The sequence below is a fragment of the Nevskia sp. genome (genome assembly GCF_021732705.1).
Taxonomy (GTDB): domain Bacteria; phylum Pseudomonadota; class Gammaproteobacteria; order Nevskiales; family Nevskiaceae; genus Nevskia.
In genome coordinates, this window is record NZ_JAKFUM010000014.1 from 64,336 (window position 1) to 83,881 (window position 19,546).

Annotated in this window: 11 protein-coding genes; 4 read left to right on the top strand and 7 right to left on the bottom strand. The window is 65.1% G+C overall.

What is annotated here, in order from left to right; translation table 11 throughout:
• Nucleotide 1 precedes the first annotated feature (1 nt).
• Nucleotides 2-856 carry a class I SAM-dependent methyltransferase gene (locus QZ951_RS16310; protein WP_293002488.1) on the top strand — a complete coding sequence of 285 codons (855 nt, stop codon included), beginning with the start codon at nt 2-4 and terminating at the stop codon, nt 854-856.
• Between the two features lie 25 nt (nt 857-881).
• On the opposite strand, the gene QZ951_RS16315 is transcribed toward QZ951_RS16310, so the two are convergent.
• The 6 genes from QZ951_RS16315 to QZ951_RS20425 form a co-directional block, all read right to left on the bottom strand.
• A complete protein-coding gene (locus QZ951_RS16315; protein WP_293002490.1) occupies nt 882-3,062 on the bottom strand; it encodes a hypothetical protein in 2,181 nt (726 codons plus the stop codon).
• A gap of 29 nt (nt 3,063-3,091) precedes the next feature.
• Nucleotides 3,092-4,186, bottom strand: coding sequence for a YCF48-related protein (locus QZ951_RS16320; RefSeq protein WP_293002492.1), 1,095 nt, complete (start codon nt 4,184-4,186; stop codon nt 3,092-3,094).
• A 36-nt stretch (nt 4,187-4,222) separates the two neighbouring features.
• Complete coding sequence (locus QZ951_RS16325; protein WP_293002494.1) at nt 4,223-6,721, bottom strand: DUF1302 family protein; 2,499 nt, start codon at nt 6,719-6,721, stop codon at nt 4,223-4,225.
• Between the two features lie 150 nt (nt 6,722-6,871).
• On the bottom strand, nt 6,872-8,233 hold the full coding sequence (locus QZ951_RS16330) for a DUF1329 domain-containing protein (protein ID WP_293002496.1): 1,362 nt from the start codon (nt 8,231-8,233) through the stop codon (nt 6,872-6,874).
• A 158-nt stretch (nt 8,234-8,391) separates the two neighbouring features.
• Complete coding sequence (locus tag QZ951_RS16335) at nt 8,392-10,923, bottom strand: MMPL family transporter (RefSeq protein ID WP_293002498.1); 2,532 nt, start codon at nt 10,921-10,923, stop codon at nt 8,392-8,394.
• Between the two features lie 490 nt (nt 10,924-11,413).
• Complete coding sequence (locus QZ951_RS20425) at nt 11,414-12,823, bottom strand: fatty acid desaturase (RefSeq protein WP_366943959.1); 1,410 nt, start codon at nt 12,821-12,823, stop codon at nt 11,414-11,416.
• A gap of 178 nt (nt 12,824-13,001) precedes the next feature.
• Here QZ951_RS20425 and QZ951_RS16350 point away from each other — a divergent pair, with 178 nt between their 5' ends.
• On the top strand, nt 13,002-14,039 hold the full coding sequence (locus QZ951_RS16350) for an AraC family transcriptional regulator (protein WP_293002500.1): 1,038 nt from the start codon (nt 13,002-13,004) through the stop codon (nt 14,037-14,039).
• Here QZ951_RS16350 and QZ951_RS16355 read toward each other — a convergent pair.
• Complete coding sequence (locus tag QZ951_RS16355; protein ID WP_293002502.1) at nt 14,036-15,559, bottom strand: NAD(P)/FAD-dependent oxidoreductase; 1,524 nt, start codon at nt 15,557-15,559, stop codon at nt 14,036-14,038. The genes QZ951_RS16350 and QZ951_RS16355 overlap by 4 nt on opposite strands.
• 116 nt (nt 15,560-15,675) lie before the next feature.
• Between QZ951_RS16355 and QZ951_RS16360 the strand changes: the two genes are divergently transcribed.
• Together QZ951_RS16360 and QZ951_RS16365 are read left to right on the top strand one after the other, a co-directional pair.
• On the top strand, nt 15,676-16,692 hold the full coding sequence (locus QZ951_RS16360) for an AraC family transcriptional regulator (RefSeq protein ID WP_293002504.1): 1,017 nt from the start codon (nt 15,676-15,678) through the stop codon (nt 16,690-16,692).
• Nucleotides 16,693-16,825: 133 nt separating this feature from the next.
• A complete protein-coding gene (locus QZ951_RS16365; RefSeq protein ID WP_366943962.1) occupies nt 16,826-19,312 on the top strand; it encodes a glycogen/starch/alpha-glucan phosphorylase in 2,487 nt (828 codons plus the stop codon).
• Nucleotides 19,313-19,546 lie beyond the last annotated feature (234 nt).

Consider the following 19,546-nt stretch of genomic DNA (forward strand, 5'->3'; position numbering starts at 1 on the left):
GATGGCCGTGCTGAACCCGATCAAGTCGGCGCTGACCGCGGCCGGCCAGTGGCGCTGGCTGCAGCCGCTGCTGAACCTGCCGTGGCTGCGTGCGGTGCTGCGCCGCCTGCCGCTGCTGCGCCTGCTGGTGCCGGACGGCTGGGACCGCCGGCACCCGTACGATGCGCAGCACGGGACCGATACCAGCGGCACCGTACCGCTCGATCAGCTCGCGGTATCGACGGCCGCGCTCGAGGGTGCGCATCTTTACGGCGGCTCGCAGCCATCGATCATCCGCACCCTGCTGCGGTCGCTGCCGGGGCTGGAGTCCGGCGCGTTCCGCTTCATCGATCTGGGCTGCGGCAAGGGCCGCCCGCTGTTCGTCGCCGCCGAGTTCCCGTTTGCCGAAGTGATCGGCGTGGAACTGTCGCCGGTGCTGGCGCGCGTGGCCGAACGCAATGCCGAACGGATGCGTGCGGCGAACCCGGCGCTGGCGCCCGTCACCGTGGTCGAGGGCGACGCCACCGCCTACCCGTTCCCGTCCGGCCCGTTCGTGCTGTTCCTGTACAACCCGTTCGGCGAGGCGCTGATCGCCAAGGTGCTGGCGCAGGTCGAGGCGGCGCTGAAGGCAGAGCCTCGCACGATCTATGTCGTCTACTACAACCCGGTGTTCGGCCACTGCTTCGATGCCTCGCCGCTGTTGAGCCGGCGCTTCGCTCGCACGCTGCCGTATGCGGCCGATGAACTGGGCTACGGCCCGGATCAGGCCGATCCGATCGTGATCTGGCAACCCGGCGATGGCCGCCCGCTGCCGGGCACTGAGGCGCGGATCGTGATCACCACGCCGGAGATGCGTTCGGAGCTGGTGCCGGCCTGAGCGCAAGCGCCGCCGTCACCGACGACTACGGCTGCAGCGCCGGATCGTTCAGCGCGGCGAGTCCGGCGTAAGCAGCGGCGAGATACCGCGACAGCCGCTGACGATCGTCGGCCAACTGCGCCAACGCCAGCTTCGTCAGCACGGTGCGCGTCTCGGTTGCCAGCGTGGCGAGTTCGTCGTCGGCCGCGCCCTGTTGCAGCCATTCGACATCGAGCAGCATCGCGACCCCGCGCAGGAAGTCGGGCCGTTCCTGAAGCGCCTCGACACCCGACGGCGCCAGCAGATCACGCGCCTGTTCGACCGTGACGGCGAATCCCGGCTCGGCCCCGGACGGTGTCGACAGGGAATCGGGGACGATCAGTCCGCGATCGCGGATCATGGCTGCAGCATCGTCATTCGCTCCGATCGCCGTCTTCAGCCGCTCGATCGCGGCTTCGTAGTAGCGCTGCGCTTCGACCTGCGCGCTCTGCAGGCTCAGCGCATACGGAATCGCATCCCAGGATTCCTGTACTGCAGCGTCGTTGACCGCGCGTTGCTGCAGTTCCAGCCACGGCACCAGAGCTTGTGCGCCCACGGCTGCGGAATCTTCCGGAACCGCGTCCTGAACGAAACGGTTGCTGCCGCTGCACAGCTCGGTCGGCGCCCGGGCGCGGCGGTTGTATTCCTCGCAGTTGATCAGGCGCCGGCGCTGCAGCGCCTTCAGCACGAATTTCGGCGTCTCGCGTTCGGCCACCACCGGATTGGCGGCGCCATCGAGTTTCTGCGGTGCGCCCTGCGGTGCCAGCGCCGCCCAGCCCAGCCCGAGCAGCGCACGGTTCGAGTACGGGCCTTCCAGCGCAACGCGTTCGAGGATCGGCCGGGCCGTTGCGCCCTGTGCCTCGCGCAGGAAATGCCAGCCGAGCGCGACATTGGCGCGATCGCGCAGCGCCGCGGTCGCGTCATCGCTCGCGTCCGTGCTGTTCGCGCCGCCGCGACCGAGGCGATCGAGCAGGCTGCGGCCGCGTTCGATCTGGCCGCTGCGGATCAGGGCGACGCCGAGGTTGTACTGCAGCAGGCCCGCCTGCAGGCGCTGTTCGGCCGTGGCCGTCAGCAGTTGCTGGGGGTCGATCTGGATCGGTGTCAGGGTCTTGGCGGCCTGATCGAACTGGCCGGCGGCCATCTCGACCAGCGCCTTCAAGCTGGCCGATCGCTGCCGGAGATCGGCACGCGCCGTTGCCGGAACGCGCGACAGCGTGCGCAGCACGTCCGCTCCGTCCGCTCGCTGCCACGCCTGCTCCGCCAACGCCAGCAGTGCTTCCGCCCGCAGGTCGACATCGGCCGCCGCTGCGCGAGACAACACCGCGCGCGCACGCTCCGGCACTCCGTACGCGAGCCAGGCACTGGCCAGCAAGGCAGCGGTATCGGCAGCGCCGCCCGTGCTGGCATCGAGATCGGTCAGCGCCAGCACGGCGCTGAACGGCCGGTCGGTGGCCAGCGCCTGCCGCGCGATGCGCCAGCGCGGATCGAAGCGACTGCCGGCACGGAACTTCGCCTGCTTCGGCACGCTGCCGCCGGCGAAGGGATCGGTCAGCTGGGCGATGAAGCTGCGCGGTGCCGGATCGAGCGTCCACTCCGTCAGCGCCAGCACCGGCGCGCCGACCGCTGCGGCCGGCTGGATCGCGAGTTCCCAGTCGCTGCCGCTGCTGCCGACCTCGATGTCCGCGCCCAGTGGCAGTTCGGACGAGGCACGGTCGCCGGCCAGCTTCACGATCTCGGCGATCGCGGTGATGCGATGGCGGCCGGCGGTCAGCACGCGCTCGCCGAGGCGAATCAGGCCCCGTCGTGCGGACAGTGCGGATGACTCCGTCGCAGTGACCGCGACGTCCTGCATCGGCTCGTCGTCGATCGCCACGCGAACACGCCGCACCTGAAGTCCGTCGCTGCGAAGACCCAGATGGAAGCGGCTGGCGGCGGCGTCGGCGGGCGGAGCCGACGCGATGGCCTGATCGACTCGCCGCTGCTTCAGTGCCTGCAGCCGCGCCTCGATCGCCGACAGCGGCGATGACAGCGCGGCAGCACGTTCGATCGGGGTGGCCGCGGCCGGCTCGGCATGTGCCGGTGCGCCCAGCAGGACGGCACCGACCAGCAGCAGCGTCCAGAGACGACGACCCGGCCCGCTCGCGCGAGCGTTCGACGGCGTCGCGTCGTGCGGTCGTCCCGCGTTCATCGTGGCGGGCCGATCAAGCCGGCGCGGATTTACTGCGCGGTGGCATCCAGACGCTGCACGCCGGCATCGCCGACGAGGATGATCGAGCCATCGCGCGCGGCCGTGACCCACGACAGCGTGTCGGTCTTCTTGTTGCCGCTCTGATCGGTGATCGGCACCTGACGCACCGGGCCGCTGCCACTGAAGATCAGCAGGGTGGAGTTCAGGCCGACCATCGCGATGCGGTCGCCGGGCAGCGCGGTCATGCCGAACAGCGACTGATCGGTCTTGGTCTCGATCTTGTTCCAGGTGCCGGCGCGTACATCGTTGTTGAAGAAGGAATTGCCGCGCAGGCCGCCGATCAGGGCCCCGCTGTCGCCCGCGGCGATCACGCAGAACAGCGAGCTTTCGTACGGCGAGGCGACCTTTTCCCAGGTCGTGCCGCCATCCGGCGACACCCCGATCAGCCCCGCTTCGCCGACGACCATCAGGCCGCCGTTGCCGAGCTTGGTCATCGCGTTGATGTGGCGCTCGCCTTCGGTGACCGGATTGACCGCGATCTGGGTCCATGTCGCGCCGGCATCCTTGGTTTCGAGGAACAGGCCGTAGGCACCGACCGCGTAGCCGGTCGACGCGTCGAGGAACAGCACATCGAACAGCGGCTTGTTCAGGTCCGGCTGGAAGTTCTGCACGGCCCAGGTTTGGCCGCCATCGGTCGTCGCGAGAATCACGGCATCGTGGCCGACGGCCCAGCCGTGCTCGGCATCGGCGAACGCGACGCTGGTCAGCAGCACGTCGACCGGTGTCTGCACCTGCTTCCACTCCTTGCCGTCGCTCGACAGCAGGATGTGGCCGCGCGCGCCGACCGCCACGAACTGCTTGCCGGTATTGACCACCTTCAGCAGCGGATTGCTGGCGGCCTTCACTGCCGGCTCGGATGCGCGGGGCGCCACCGGCTTGGCGACGGCTTCGGCAGCCGGCGCTTCCGCCGAGGCCTCGGCCGCAGCCGAATCAGCCGGGGCAGCTTCCGCGACCGGCGTTTCCGTGGCAGGCGCGGCGGTGTCCTCGGCATGCACCAACAAGGTCAGCGGCACGGCGCACAGCCCGAGGACGATGGCAGCGAGTTTCAAAGATGGGTTGCTCATGCGCAGACTCTCGAAGGCAAGGACGCGGGGGCGTGCTCAGAACTGGTACTTGAAGAAGAAGCCGATGTTGTCGCGGTCGCGGATGATGTTGTTGGCACCGCCGCGAGTGTAGGCGTTGTAGGTGATGCTGAACGAGGTCGACTTTTCGTAGCGGATCTCGATCACCGAGTTCAGCTGGATGCGGCCTTCGATGAAGTTGGCACCCGGTCCCGGCGAGTTGTTGTAGACATCGTGCTGGAAGATGAACAACGGCTGGATCGAGATGCTCGGCAGCACCGATTCATAGCTGATGCGGCCGACCACGCGGTAGCCGCCGGCGAACGAGTTCGCGAACTGCTTGCGGCTGGCCTGGAACGGATTGAAGCGCAGGCCGTCCGGGCCGACCGTGCAGCTCGGGTTGGTCGAGCACGCCAGACGCGAGCCATCGGCACCGCTGCCGTCGGCACCGGCCGAGGCGTGCGTGTACGCCGCGCCCGGACCCTCGATCTGCAGCGTGCTGAAGTTCGGCAGGTTCAGCACGTGCGTCGCCGCGACTTCGTACAGCAGGATGACCTGGTCCGCGCCGATCCAGTTCTCGGTGCCGCTGAGCACGCGGGTGGCGCCGAACACGTATTGCAGCACCTTGCCCGGAATGTAGCCCTGGATGTACGAATTCGGCGCGTTCTCGCCGACCGTGCCGCCGCGGTACGGGGTGATGAAGTTCGGGAACGAGCGGGCCGAACCCGGCGCCGAGCCGACCACGAGGTTGACGTTGTCCGGATACGGATTGTTGCCGTTGGCGTCGGTGAAGTTGTTGCTGTCGTAGACGCTGTAGGTGTTGCCGCCGTTCTCGGTGAAGCCGAGCGAGTTGGTCGTGCCGGCGCAGCCGATGTTGACATCATGGCAGCGCGTCAGCGTCGGCCCGAACGAGGCGAACACGAGATCGACCAGCGCTACCTGCAGCGGCAGGTTCGGGCGGTACGAGACTTCGCCCTGGTACGAATAGTCGCCATACGAGGTGTTGAAGCTGAAACCGATCAGGTGACGGTTTTCCGGATAGCTGAGCTGGAAGCGCGCGGTCTCGAACGGCACGGCGTCCGAGTTCGGCAGGCCGGCGCGCGGCAGCAGCAGGTTGGCGAAGCCCGGCAGCGAATTCAGATCGGTGATGCCGAGATCACGCGCCGAGCCCGGGCTCTGCGCCAGCAGCGCCAGCGTGTCGAGGCCGAGCTGCGAACTGGCGCTGAACGCGGTCAGCGGCAGGTTCGGGCAGGACTGCAGGAACTCCGCCGTGTTGCGGGCATCGATGCCGACCGCACTGCCCTCGCGCCGCGCGCAGCTGGCGTTGGTGGCGTAGGTGCTGAAGTACGGCAGCTTCGAGTGATAGTTCTGGTAGTAGCCGCTGATCTCGGTGCCGTTGTTCAGCCAGTCGGCGTAGTAGCTCAGCTTGAAGCCGTACTGGCCGTTGTCCTTGGCCTTGCGGTCGGCATAGCGGCCGATGCGCAGGCAGGTCGGCGTGATCAGGGTCAGCGGGTTGTCGAGACGGCCGCCAGCCAGGCAGTCCGGGTCTTCGGAAGCGCCACCGAAGGCGGCGTTGATCGAATCACGCTGGTTCGGCGTGCCGAGATCGACGAACGAATTGAACGTGCCCGGAACCGGGATCTCCAGCGGTTTCCATTCCAGCTGGTAGAAGCCTTCGACGCTCAGGCCATCGACGACATTGGTCGACAGGCGAACCATGTTGACCGGCACGTACAGGTCTTCGAGCAGGCCGTTGCCACTGCGGAAGAAGTTGTTGGCGTTGATCGGCTGTGCCTGATTGAGGCTGTTCAGGATCGCCACCGTCGACTCGCCCCACTGCACGGTCTGACGGCCGATGCGGAACTGCAGCGTGCGGTCGCCCGGCAGCGGAATCTTGCCGAAGAAGTTGGTGTCGAGGAAGTTGTAGCGGAGGCCGATCTGCTGCGCCTCGGTCTCGGCCAGCGAACCGCTGACATCGGCACCGGGGCCATAGGTCCGCGCGAAATAGCGATTCGACGGGCTGCCCGGCGTGGCCGTGCCGACGCTGTCGAAGTTCTGCGGCGTGATCAGGTTCGGCTTGCGCGTGGTCAGGTGATAGAGCGCCGGATCGTAGATCGCGCGACCGCGGTAGAAGAACCCGAAATCGCCGGACTCGATCTTGAGATCGTGGGTCCAGACGATCGGCGACTGCGTGAGATCGCCGCGTTCGAAATTGAGGTCGCCGTCATCGAAGTTGATCGACGCGGCACCGGGTGAACGGCGCAGCTGCTGCGCCGGGTAGATCTGCAGGCGCTGCAGGCCCTGACAGGTCTGGTACACGCCCGAACAGACGTTCGGATCGATGTTGGCCTTGCCGATGTTGCGAGCGTCCTGCGCCTCGATGCGGAAAGCCGCACCGGCGGTGACCGTCTGGTTCAGCACGGCATTGAAGTCCTGACCGCCGAGCGTCAGGTTCAGTTCGGATGCCGAAGCCACCGACAGCGTGCTTATCGAAACCGCGAGCAGCAGCCCGCGACCGACGAGCTTTTGGACACTCATCCTGTTCTCCCTTGCATGGTGTGCCGGCAGGCTGCGCAGCCCGCCGATGGTGATGATGAAACCGGCCAACCTGTCCCCAGACAGGTCGACCGTTGCTGCCATTTCCCGCAGGCCACCGGCGGGACCGAGGGTTGCCGGTGGCGCCGGGTGTTACTTCGAGGTGCGCTTCTGGACGGTGTCCGCTTCGAAGTCCGAATCCTTCAGCACGACGGTGTTGTCGTACGGCTTGTCTTCGTTGTTCATCGCGGTGACGAAGTAGCGACCGGAGTCGAAGTGATAGATCACTTCCGGCTGCGTGGTCACGGCGAGGACATCGCGATACTGGATCGGGTGGCCTTCCTGGAACTGCAGCAGCTTGCCCTGCTGGTCATAGTCGTCGACGGCGACGATGTTCCAGCTGTCCTCGTCGAAGTACAGGACGCGCTTCTTGAACGTGTGGCGCTGGTCGGTCTTGTTCTCGGCCTCGACCACCCAGACGCGGTGCAGTTCGTAGCGGGTGATGTCCGAGTTCACGTGGTTCGGCTTGGCGATGTCCGCGTACTTGGTCTTCGGGCCGCTGATGCGGTACGAGTTGTACGGGATGTACATCTCCTTCTTGCCGACCAGCTTCCAGCTGAAGCGCTCGAGTACGCCGTTGTACATGTCGACCTGGTCGTAGAACTGGTGACCGTCGGTGCCTTCGTACGGGTTGTCGCAGCAGACCGCCGGGGCGCGGCGGATGCGCTTCAGCGCCGGGGCATACAGCCAGGCCGAGCGGCCTTCCGAACCTTCACCGGCCTTCTCGTGCACCAGAATGAAGGTGCCGGCGACGCGCGGCGGCGAGATCGTTTCCGACAGGTAACGGAGGAAGTCCGCGCCCGGCTTCAGTTCGATCGGCGTCGCGTTGTTGAGGTTCGCGTAGTAGAACTTCACGTCCTCGACGATCTTGGTCAGCGTGAACTTGCCGTTCTGCTGCACGATCATCTGGTTGTTGTAGCGACGGATCGTTGACCTGCGGAACTTCACGCGGTGGTTCCAGACCGGCTCGGCACCCGAGGTCGGGATCGGGAACGGGAAGCCGACGAACGCACCCTTCGGATTGTCGACGCCTTCCAGCGACGCGCGCGTCGCGTTCTTCACCGTCTCTTCGAGGTACTTGGCCGGGAAGTTGAAGTTCCGGTGCGACGGGTAGACCTGCATCTTGTAGGTCTGCGGGTAGCGCTTGAACAGTTCCTTGTGGCCTTCGGTCATCTTCGCGGCGTACTTCGGCACGTCGGCGGCGGTGATCGTGAACAGCGGCTTCTCGGCTTCCAGCGCCGGATCGCTCGGGTATTCACCCGGCTTGTAGGCGATCTGCGACTGCGGCGTCCACGCCGGAATCGTGCCTTCCTTGTTGCCGGCCTTCTCGGCACCGACCGGGCTCAGTTCCTTGCCGAGCTTGGCCGCTTCGGCCGCGTCGACCTTGGCTGTCGCTGGCGCGGACATCGCGACCAGCGCCGCCATCAGCGACGACACCAATAATTTCTTCCTCATCTCAGCACCTCTCTTGCTGGTTGGACATCTTTGATTTTCTGACCGCAAACCGTGTCTTTCGGGGTCGGCGCCGGTCACCCGGTCCGGCAGCCTGCGCTGCCAGTCCGGCTTCACGACCTACGGACGATGCGCCTTTCAAGACGCATTCGCTCGCAGGCTTACTTCGAAATGGTGCCTGACTTCGCCAGTTCTTCGGCGCGCGCCGCGGCCGCCATCTTCTCCGGCTTCAGCAGGAAGAAGGCGAAGGCCGGCAGCAGCAGCACCGCAGCGACCGCGTTGGCGAGGAACATGATGGTCAGCAGCACGCCCATGTCGACCTGGAACTGCAGGCCCGAGAACAGCCAGGTGCAGACCGAGCCGGCCAGCGCCAGCGAGGTGAACACCACCGCCTTGCCGGTCTGGTGCAGCGTCTGCTTGTAGGCATCGCGCAGGGTCATGCCGTTCTTCACGCATTCCTCGAGCACGGAATAGATGTAGATGCCGTAGTCGACACCAATGCCCGCCGCGAACGCCGCCACCGGCAGGGTCGAGACCTTGATGCCGATCTGCAGCCAGACCATCACCGCGTACGACATCACCGACACCAGCGCCAGCGGGAACAGCACGCAGATCACGCTCGGAATGGTTCGGAACGAGATGTAGACGCACAGCGCGATGCCGGCATAGACCCAGAACAGCACCGTCGGCTCGGTTTCGGCGACGACGTCATTGACCGCCGCCATCACGCCGACGTTGCCGGTGGCGAGCTTGAACTGCACCGGCGCATCGGCTGGCTGCTCGGCGATGAACTTGTTGACCGAGGCCACGATGCCGTCGATGGTTTCGGCCTTGTGATCGGCGGTGAAGATGAACACCGGAATCGCCGAGCAGTTCTCGTTCAGCAGGCCGGTCGACGACGGGAACGGCTGCACCGTGATCACCAGCGCGCCGCTTTCACGCGGCAGCGCGTTCCACTTCGGGTTCGATTCGCCGTAGCTGTTGAAGACCTTCTTCTGGACCTTCGGCAGCGACAGGGTCGACTGCACGCCCGGCGTGTTCTCCATGCGCCACGCGAAGCGGTCGATGTTGTCGACCACGGCGTGATCGATGCAGCCGTCGGCCTTCGATTCAGCGATGACCTTCATCACGTCGACGCCGATCGCGAAGTTCTGCACCACCGTCTTCGAGTCCTGGTTGTAGCGCGAGTCCGGACGCAGTTCCGGCACGCCCTCGTGCAGTTCGCCGATCTTCAGCTGCTTGCCGACATGGTTGCTGTAGGCATAGAACGCGATCGACAGCACGATCGTCGCGATCGCGTAAGGCTTCAGCGTCAGCAGCGACACGGCATCCCAGATCGGCTCGAAGTACTTGTCACGGCGCGCCTGGTGCGCGCGGAACTCGACCGGGTTCTTGATGTACGCGAACGACAGCAGGCACGGCAGCAGCACCTTCTTGCAGAAGATGATCGCGACAAGGCCGAACATGGCGTTGACCGCCATTTCCTGAACGATGCCGATCGGCACCAGTAGGATCGTGCCGAAGCCGACGACATTGGTCAGCACCGCCGAGATGCCCGGCACGACCAGCCGGCGATAGGTGGCGCGCGAGGCTTCGAAGCTGGCCAGGCCGTGGTCGGCCACTTCATACAGCCAGAAGCTGGTGATCTGGATGCCGTGCGACACGCCGATCGACAGCACCAGGAACGGCACGAGGATGCCGAACGGATCCAGCGCGTAGCCGAACAGGTGCAGCAGCCCCAGTTCCCAGATCACCGCCAGCACGGCGCACGACAGCGGAATCAGCGCGATCAGCGCGGAGCCGGTGTACAGCGTCAGCAGGCCCCAGGTCAGCACCAGGGTCAGCGCAAAGAAGCCGACGACCTCGCCGATCGAGTCGGCGACATCGCCGACGACCTTGGCGAAGCCGACGATGGCGATGTCGATGTTCGGGTTGTAGGTCGGGTTGTCGACTTCGGCAACCTCGAAATCGCTGCCTTTCAGCGAGAACGTCTGGTTGCTGCCGTCGCCGGCTTCGACATCGACATCGACGGTGGCGAAGCGGAACAGCAGGCCGCGCGGGTCGTGGTAGACGCGCTTGACCACTTCGCCGGCCTTCAGCGGCTCGCGGTCGGCCTTGAGCTTGTACTCGTACATCTTCGGGTTGATGTACTTCTGGCGGATGTCCTCGATCAGGCCCGCGGTCTTGATGTAATCGATGGTCTTGCCGGTGATCGGATCGCGCTCGAGCAGTTCCGAGAAGATCATCGCGCCGCGCTGGTCGTTGGCGACAAGACGGCCGACGATGCCAGCCTTCGAGACGTTGGCCCGAACCTTTTCGAGGTTCTCCGGCGTCGGCGTGAAGTCCGCCGAGATCACGTTGCCGCCCGCGAAGCCTTCCTCGACCACTTCGAGGTAGCGCACGTCCGGCGTGAAGATCGAGCTGACGCGCGCGCGGTCCGTGCCCGGCAGGAAGTTCACCGAATCGGTGGCGGCCCGCAGCGTGGTCATGAACGACGGGTTGTAGATGTCCTTCTCTTTCTTTTCGGTGACCGCGAACAGCACCAGGTTCGCGCCGCCGAATTCCTTTTCGTACTGCTTGAAGATCTGGATGTACGGATGGCCGAGCGGCAGCTGCTTCTCGAAGCCGGAGTCGATCTTGAGCTGGAGCGCTTCGAAGATCATGAACGCCGTGACGATCGCCAGCACCAGCATGGTACGGCCACGGTTGCCGAAGACGATGGGCTCAGTGACGCGGACAAACAGTTTTGAGAATTTGCCCTGTGCTTCTGAGTGCGTCGCGCGCTCCCTCTTGAACATGAAAAGGCCGGTTCCGGGAACCGGCAGCTGGCGTCTCGTACGCTGCTCGAAGGCAGGTCGAGAATTCCTGATTACTGAATGCTCGTTTAATGCGGCGCCATCCTAACGGCCTTCCCGCGACATCGCCATGCTTTCCAAGCACCCGGCCACCGGTAAGACCTCTGACCTTCCGGAGCGCGGCCGCCAATATACGCCGTGGCCGTACTCCGGAGAATGGTCCGAAGCGGATTTTGGTGTGACATTTCCGGACATCGCTTTGCCAGCCGGCCTGGTCGACGTCATCGCAACATCCCGGTGCCGGCCGCGTTCGGCGGGGCGGCCGAGCGCGAAACGACGCCGGAGCTGCGATCGGCAGCGCCGGCGTCGGCTGAGCGCAATGCGAACTTCAGGCGATACGGACGAAATCCGGCTTTTCGCGAACCGCGCACTGCGGGCAGGTCCAGGCCGTCGGCAATTCGGACCAGCGGGTGCCGGCGGCCCAGCCTTCGTTCGGACAGCCGCGGGACTCGGCGTAGACAAATCGGCAGTTCGGGCAGCTGTAGGCACGCCCCTCGCCGACGTCGGCGATCGCCGGCTCGGGCCGCAGCGTCGCGACTGGCGCGAGCACCTCGGCAGCCGGCGCTGCCGAGGCCGGACGATGCCAGCGGCGCATCAGCGCTTCGCGCTTCGACGGCTCGATTCGGGCGCGGGTCAGGTCATAGCCGTAGTGGGCGGCGACGCGGCCGTCCATCAGCCGATACCACAGCCACGGGATGTAGGCGACGAACAGCAGCGAGCCGTAGCCAGTCGGCAACTGCGGGCTCTGCTCGAAGTGCCGGAGGGCCTGATAGCGGCGCGTCGGATTGGCGTGGTGATCGGAATGACGCTGCAGCTGATAGAGCAGCAGGTTGGTCACGACGTGGTTCGAGTTCCACGAATGTTCCGGTGCGCAGCGCTCGTAGCGGCCATCCGCCAGCTTCTTGCGCGACAGGCCGTAATGCTCGAGGTAGTTCACCACTTCGAGCAGCGAGGCACCGAAGAACGCCTGCACCACGAGGAAGGCCAGCGCCGGCCAGCCGAGCCAGACCGTCAGCGCGCCGAAGAACAGCACGGTCATCGCCCAGGCCTGGATGTTCTCGTTGTCCAGACTCAGCACCGGCTTGCCGAGGCGCTCCAGCCGCTCGCGCTCGATCCGCCATGCCGAGCGGATGCTGCCGATCATCGTGCGCGGCAGGAAGGCCCAGAAGTTCTCGCCCATGCGGGAGCTGGCCGGATCTTCAGGCGTCGCCACGTGCTTGTGGTGCCCCTTGTTGTGCTCGACGAAGAAGTGACCGTAGGCGACCGGTGCCAGCGTCAGCTTGGCCAGCCAGCGTTCGAGCGCTTCCTTCTTGTGGCCGAGCTCGTGCGCGGTGTTGATGCCGACACCATTGATCATGCCGGTGGAGATCAGCACGCCGACGAGCTGCACCAGGTTCAGGTCCTGCGTCATCGCCAGCCAGGCGCCGAGGCCGGTGACGAGGAACTGCGCCGGGATGTACGCGAACACGATGGCGCGGTAGTAGCGGTCATCCTCGAGCTGCTGCACGGCGGTTTCCGGCGCGTTGACGACATCGGTGCCGATGAACCAGTCGAGCAGCGGCGCAATGACATAGAACAGCACCGGGCCGATCCAGCACAGCACGGTCGAGCCGGTCAGCGGCACCGATGCCAGCGCCAGCAGCACGATCACCGGCAGCGCGGGGCTCGCCAGCCAGAGATAACGCTTGCCGTCCCGCCAGCGGACGGACGACGAAGCCGGGTTCGCGATGCTTGCCATGATGCGGTCTCCTGCAGGTGCGGCACCGGTATCGGCGACCGCGATTGAACGTGAGCGCAGTGTGTGCCGTGACGCCGCATCCGGCCGGTCATTTCTTGACATTGCATGGTCATTTCCAGACAGTGCACCGAAACCGGGCGTCAACACGCCCCCGCGCGACGCTCTGGAGGAGGTTCCAATGGCCGGTGTCGATCGCGCCCTGCCCGCGCGCTACTTCGGGCGGCTGCTCGAATTGCTGCAGGACAGCGCCGTGCCGATCGCCCCGCTGATCGACGGGCTCGGAATCGATGCGGCCGCGCTGGCTGCACCGGAATCGACCCTGCGGCTGTCGCAGGTCGAAACGCTGATCGAGCGGGTGGCGGCCGAGACCGGCCGCGTCGACTGGGGTTTCGATCTGGGCCTTCGGCTGCGACTGACCTCGCACCTGATCCTCGGTTACGGCCTGCTGGCGAGCCCGACCTTGGGCTACGCGCTGCAGATGCTGTCGCGCTACTTCTCGCTGGCAACGCCGACCTTCCGGGCGCGATTCCGGCGCGACGTGCAACACGGCACATTCCTGCTGATTCCGGCGCTGCCGATGAGTCACGCCTGCCTCGTGTTCCACACCGATGCCATCGCTGCGGCGGTCGATCTGGTGCTGCACGAGCTGCTCGGCGAGCGGACACCGCGCTACGAACTGGATCTGGCGCTGGATCTGCCGCATCGGGTCCGCTACCGGGAGTTGTCGGACGCGCGCTGCCGTTTTGGCGTCGGCGACATGGCCGGCATCCGCGTGCGGCTGCCGATCGCGGTGGTCGACGCACCGCTGACGCTGGCCGATGCCACGGCGCTGAAGGCGGCTGAATCGCGGTGCGAAGCGACTTTCCGCAGCGTCATCGCGCAGGGTGAAGTCGGCGCCTGGGTGCGCATGATGCTGCGCGAGTCGAGCGGCGGCCTGCCATCGCTCGATGATCTTGCGCACACGCTGAACCTGTCGGCCCGCACGCTGGATCGCTATCTGAAGGCCGAGGGCATCGGCTTCCGGCAGCTGGCGTCGGACGCGATCGTCGAGCGCGCCCGCGGCCTGCTGGCGCAGGGCCACTCGGTGACGGCCGTGGCACTCGAACTTGGCTACACCGATGCCTCGAACTTCGGCCGCGCCTTCCGCCGCGCGACCGGTACCAGCCCCGGCAATGCCGGCCGCGCCGTTGCGGGCGCAGCCGGCAGCAGCGGCTAGGCGGCGATCGCCTGCGGTGCCGCGGCAACTGCCGCGCGCTGCTCGAAATCGTCGAGCTTCAGGGTCGCGACCTGCTTCGCGTACTCGTGCATGAAGCCGACCCAGCTGACGGTGTTCTTGCCATCGGCGGTGATGTACCAGCTGTGGCAGCCGGTCTCGTAGACCGAATCTTCCTTGCTGCGCCGGCGCAGCATCAGGTTGTAGTCGCCGAGGCGCTGCGGCTTCACGTCGAGCCAGCTCAGTGATTTGCTGGACAGCGCCTGCACCGCCTGCCGCACGTACTTCTGCTGCGCTTCGAGCATGTAGATGATCGAGCCGGCGCCGAGATTGGTGTTCGGCCCATAAATGATGAACAGGTTCGGGAAGCCGGACACGGTCATGCCCATGTAGGCCTCGGCTCCGCCCTGCCAGCGCTCGTTCAGGGTCTGGCCACCGCGGCCGGTGATCGTCATCGGGGCGAGGAAGCCGGTGGCTTCAAAGCCGGTGCCGTAGATGATGGCGTCGACCTCGCGGTGCGTGCCGTCGTTGGCGACGATGCCGGTCGGCGTGATCTCGCGGACGCCGTCGGTGACCAGTTCGACATTCTTCGACGCCAGCGCCGGCAGCCATTCGTTCGACAGCAGCACGCGTTTGCAGCCCACCGGGTAGTCCGGCGTCAGCTTGCGCCGCAGTTCCGGGTCCTTCACCTGTGCCTTCATCAGCAGTTTGGCGGCGGTGCGGAAGATGAACGCGGCCGGCTTGTTGAACGTGGCCTTGCGCTGCAGCGCCGAGCCGAGGAACTCGAACCACCAGAAAATGCGGGCGCGATCGAGGTCATGCAGCAGCGGTATCTTTTCGAGCAGCGCGCGCTCGAAAGCGTTGAACTTGCGATCGACCTTCGGCACGGTCCAGCCGGGCGAGCGCTGGTAAACGTCCATGCGCGCCACGCTCGGCTGCAATGCCGGCACGAACTGCACGGCGCTCGGGCCAGTGCCGATGACCGCCACGCGCTTGCCGGTGAAGTCCAGATCGTGCCGCCAGCGCGCCGAGTGGAATGCAGCGCCCTGGAACTGCTCGGCTCCCTTGATCGCCGGGATCGCCGGCTTGTGGAGCTGGCCGACCGACGAGATCAGCACCTGCGCCTCGGCCGTGCTGCCATCGGCGAAGCGCAGCTGCCACAGGCCGCGACTTTCATCGAAATCGGCGGCCTTCAGCTCCTTGCCGAAACGCACGTGGCGGCGCAGGTCGTGCTTGTCGGCAACATGCTTGAGATAGGCAAGGATTTCCGTCTGCTTGCCATAGCGGTAGGCCCACGGGTAATGCGGCTCGAACGCGAACGAATACAGATGCGACGGCACGTCGCAGGCCGCGCCGGGATAGGTGTTCTCCCGCCAGGTGCCACCGACATCGTCACCCTTCTCGTAGATCGTGAACGAGTCGATGCCGGCCTGCTTCAGATAGTAGGCCTGACCCAGGCCACCGAAACCGGTGCCGATGATCGCGATGCTGACCTTCTGGGATGGAACGGGGGACGGGGACATCGGGGCTCCTGGGAATGCGAACGGAATCGGACCGCGTGCCGACGGTGTGCACTGTAGGGCTTCCGCGCTCGCCTGAAGATGGTGCAAGCGGACCACGACGTGATAATTTCGGACACATGCACCAGTGGAACGTCCGCCGTGGAATCGCCAGCAGCCGCATGCTTTGCGGGCTTGCCGAAGAGTACGGCCTGACTGCGGAAATCTGCCTCGCGGGCACCGGCATCCGGACGAAGGATCTGGACAATCCGGCCGGCGAGATCGATGCGACGCAGGAGTTCGGCGTCATCCGCAACCTGTTGACGGCCTTGGCGCCGCGCGGCGTCAGCGACATCGAACTCGCGATTCGCGCCGGCGCCCGCTACCACCTGACGACCATGGGCATCTGGGGCTTCGCGATGGCGAGCTCGGCCACCTTGCGCAGCGCGCTGGCCGTGGGCCTTCGCTACCTGGATCTGACCTACAGCGTGAACCGGATCTGGCTCGAGGAATCGTCGTCCAGCGCCTGTCTGGTGATCGACGAAAGCGGCGCGCCACCGGACCTGTCCCAGTTTGTCGTGCTGCGCGACATGGCGGCCGTCCAGACCATCAACCGCGAACTGCTGGCCACGCCGGTGATGCCGCAGGCGGTCAGCCTGCGCTATCCGTACCGCGACCATGCGGCGCTGTTCCGCGAGACGTTCGGCCAGTTGCCGTCATTCTCCGGCGTTCGCAATCACATCGAACTGGCGCCTGGCGTGCTCGAAGCCCCGCTGCCGCAGGCGAACGAACTGATGCGCCAGTCCTGCGAGGATCAGTGCCGCCAGTTGCTGGCGCGCCGTCGCAGTCGTGCCGGCATCGCCGGGCGGGTTCGAGACCGGCTGCTGCAGACCCCGGGCCGTCTGCCGGACATGGAAGCGATCGCAAGCGAATTGAACATGACGTCGCGTCATCTGCGCCGCCTGCTGCAGGCCGAAGGCTCGTCGTACCGGGCCTTGGTCGACGAGGTTCGGCAGGCGCTGGCCGAAGAGCTGCTATCGACTGCGCGGATGAAGATGGACGAGGTCGCCGAGCGGCTGGGCTATGCCGAGCGCGCCAGCTTCGCGCACGCATTCAAGCGCTGGAAAGGGGTTGCCCCGAGCGCGTATCGAAGCTGATCGTGGGAGCGTGACGCGATCTGCATGAAACTTGCTCGGATCATCGTCCGAGTGCCGCAGTCGGCAATGGCTGATGACAGTGGAGTCCCGCGTGAACAAGCCTGAATCGTCGCTCCCCGAGCAGAATCGCCGGATCACCGATGGCCCCGATGATGGCGTGAAGCGTCTGCGCCACGCCTTCCTGCACCATCTGTTCTACACGCAGGGCAAGTTTCCGGCGCTGGCAACCAAGACCGACTATTACCTGGCGCTCGCCTATGCGGTGCGCGATCGTCTGCTGCAGCGCTGGATCTCGACCGCGAACGAGTACACCAAGCAGGGCTCGCGCACGGTCGCGTATCTGTCGGCCGAATTCCTGATGGGGCCGCACCTCGGCAACAACCTGATCAACCTCGGCCTGTTCGACGATGCCCGCAAGGCGATGAGCGAACTCGGGCTGAATCTCGATGAGCTGCTGTATCAGGAAGAAGAACCCGGCCTCGGCAATGGCGGCCTCGGCCGCCTGGCCGCCTGCTTCATCGACTCGCTCGCCACGCTGGAAATCCCGGCGATCGGCTATGGCATCCGCTACGAATTCGGCATCTTCCATCAGACGTTGGTCGACGGCTGGCAGGTCGAGAAAACGGACAAATGGCTGCGCAATGGCAACCCCTGGGAACTGGCGCGCCCGGAATGGGCGGCTGAGGTCAAGCTTGGCGGACATACCGAGCAACGCTGGGACGACAAGGGCGCGCTGCATGTGCGGTGGATACCGAATCGCACGGTCAACGGCATCCCGTATGACACGCCGATCCTCGGCTACCGCAACAACACCGCGAATACCTTGCGCTTGTGGAAGGCGGAGGCTCCGGAAGCCTTCGACTTCGCACAGTTCAACAGCGGTGACTACCAGGGCGCGGTCAATCAGAAGATCGTGTCGGAGAACCTCAGCAAGGTGCTCTATCCGAATGACGAGCATGTCGAAGGCAAGGAACTGCGACTGGCCCAGCAGTACTTCTTCGTTTCCTGCTCGCTGCAGGACATGCTGCGAATCCTGAAGAGTCAGAAAATCGGCATCGACCGCTTCCACGAGAAGTTCACGGCGCAGTTGAACGACACGCATCCGGCGATCGCCGTGGCGGAACTGATGCGGCTGTTGACCGACGAGAATGGCTTGCCATGGGTGCAGGCGTGGGAGATCACGCGCAAGACCTTCGGCTACACCAATCACACGCTGCTGCCGGAAGCGCTGGAACGCTGGCCGCTGGAATTGTTCAAGCGTGTTCTGCCACGGCATCTCGAAATCATCTTCGAGATCAATGCCCGGTTCCTCGAGGACGTGCGACGCCGCTACTTCGGCGACGATGCCCGTGTCGCGCGCATGAGCCTGATCGACGAAAGCGGGGAGCGCTATGTCCGCATGGCGCATCTGGCCTGTGTCGGCAGCCACGCGATCAACGGCGTCGCCGCATTGCATTCGGAGTTGCTGAAGCAGGACGTGCTGAAGGATTTCTTCGAGTTCTCGCCAGAGAAATTCAGCAACAAGACCAACGGCGTGACGCCCCGTCGCTGGATCGTGCTGGCGAACCCGATGCTGACGCGTCTGGTCTCGTCTTCGATTGGCGACGGCTGGATCAAGCATCTCGAGCAGTTGCGGCAGCTGGAGCCGCTGGCCGATGACGTCGAGTTCCGCAAGGGCTGGCGCGAGATCAAGCTGGCGAACAAGCGGGATCTGGCCGATGTCATTCGCAAGCGTTGCGGGGTGGCGGTTGATCCATCGTCGATGTTTGACGTGCAGGTCAAGCGTATCCACGAGTACAAGCGCCAGCACCTCAGCGCGCTGCACATCATTGCGCTGTATCACCGGATGAAATCGAACCCGAATCTGGATGTCGTACCGAGAACCTTCATTTTCGGTGGCAAGGCAGCGCCGGGTTATCGCATGGCGAAGTTGATCATTCGGCTGATCACGGCGATCGGCGAAGTCGTCAATCGGGACCCCGCGGTGCGCGATCGCCTCCGCGTGGTGTTCCTTCCGAACTTCAGCGTCACCAATGGCCAGCGCATCTACCCGGCCGCAGACTTGTCCGAGCAGATTTCTACAGCCGGCAAGGAAGCGTCGGGCACCGGGAACATGAAGTTCGCCATGAACGGCGCTCTGACCATCGGCACGATGGACGGCGCCAATATCGAGATTCGCGAGCAGGTCGGCGCGGAGAACTTCTTCCTGTTTGGCCTGACGGCGGAGGAAGTTGGATCACTGAAGGCTGGGGGATATCGGCCAGCCGACTGGGTCGACCGCAATCCGGAACTCAAGGAAGTGCTGAATCTGATTCGCCATGGCTTCTTCTCGCGCGGCGACGGCGACTTGTTCAAACCGCTGATCGACAGCCTCGTGCACCATGATCCTTATTGCTTGTTCGCCGATTTCCAAAGCTATTCGGAAGCCCACCAGACCGTCGGCGACGCCTGGCGCAATCCTGACGCGTGGGCGCGCATGTCGATTCTGAACAGTGCGAGGTCCGGCCTGTTCTCGTCTGACCGCACGATTTCGGAATACTGCAACCAGATCTGGAAGGTGGAGCCGGTCAAGGTCGCCCTGCTGTCGCAGGACGATGTGCGTGCAGAGTTCATGGCGTAGATCGACATTGTTGGCAGTGAATTGTCCACTTCGATGAAACACGCGATATTTGACGCAGCGTGTAGTCGATTCTTAGACCTTCGCGACTTTCGACAGTCCACCGAGGACGTTGGATCTGGCGAGATAGGCAATAAAAAACCCCAGACCGGCTGAACCGATCTGGGGTGTTTTATTTGGAGCCTGGCAGTGTCCTACTCTCGCATGGTCTTAGCCACACTACCATCGGCGCTGAGC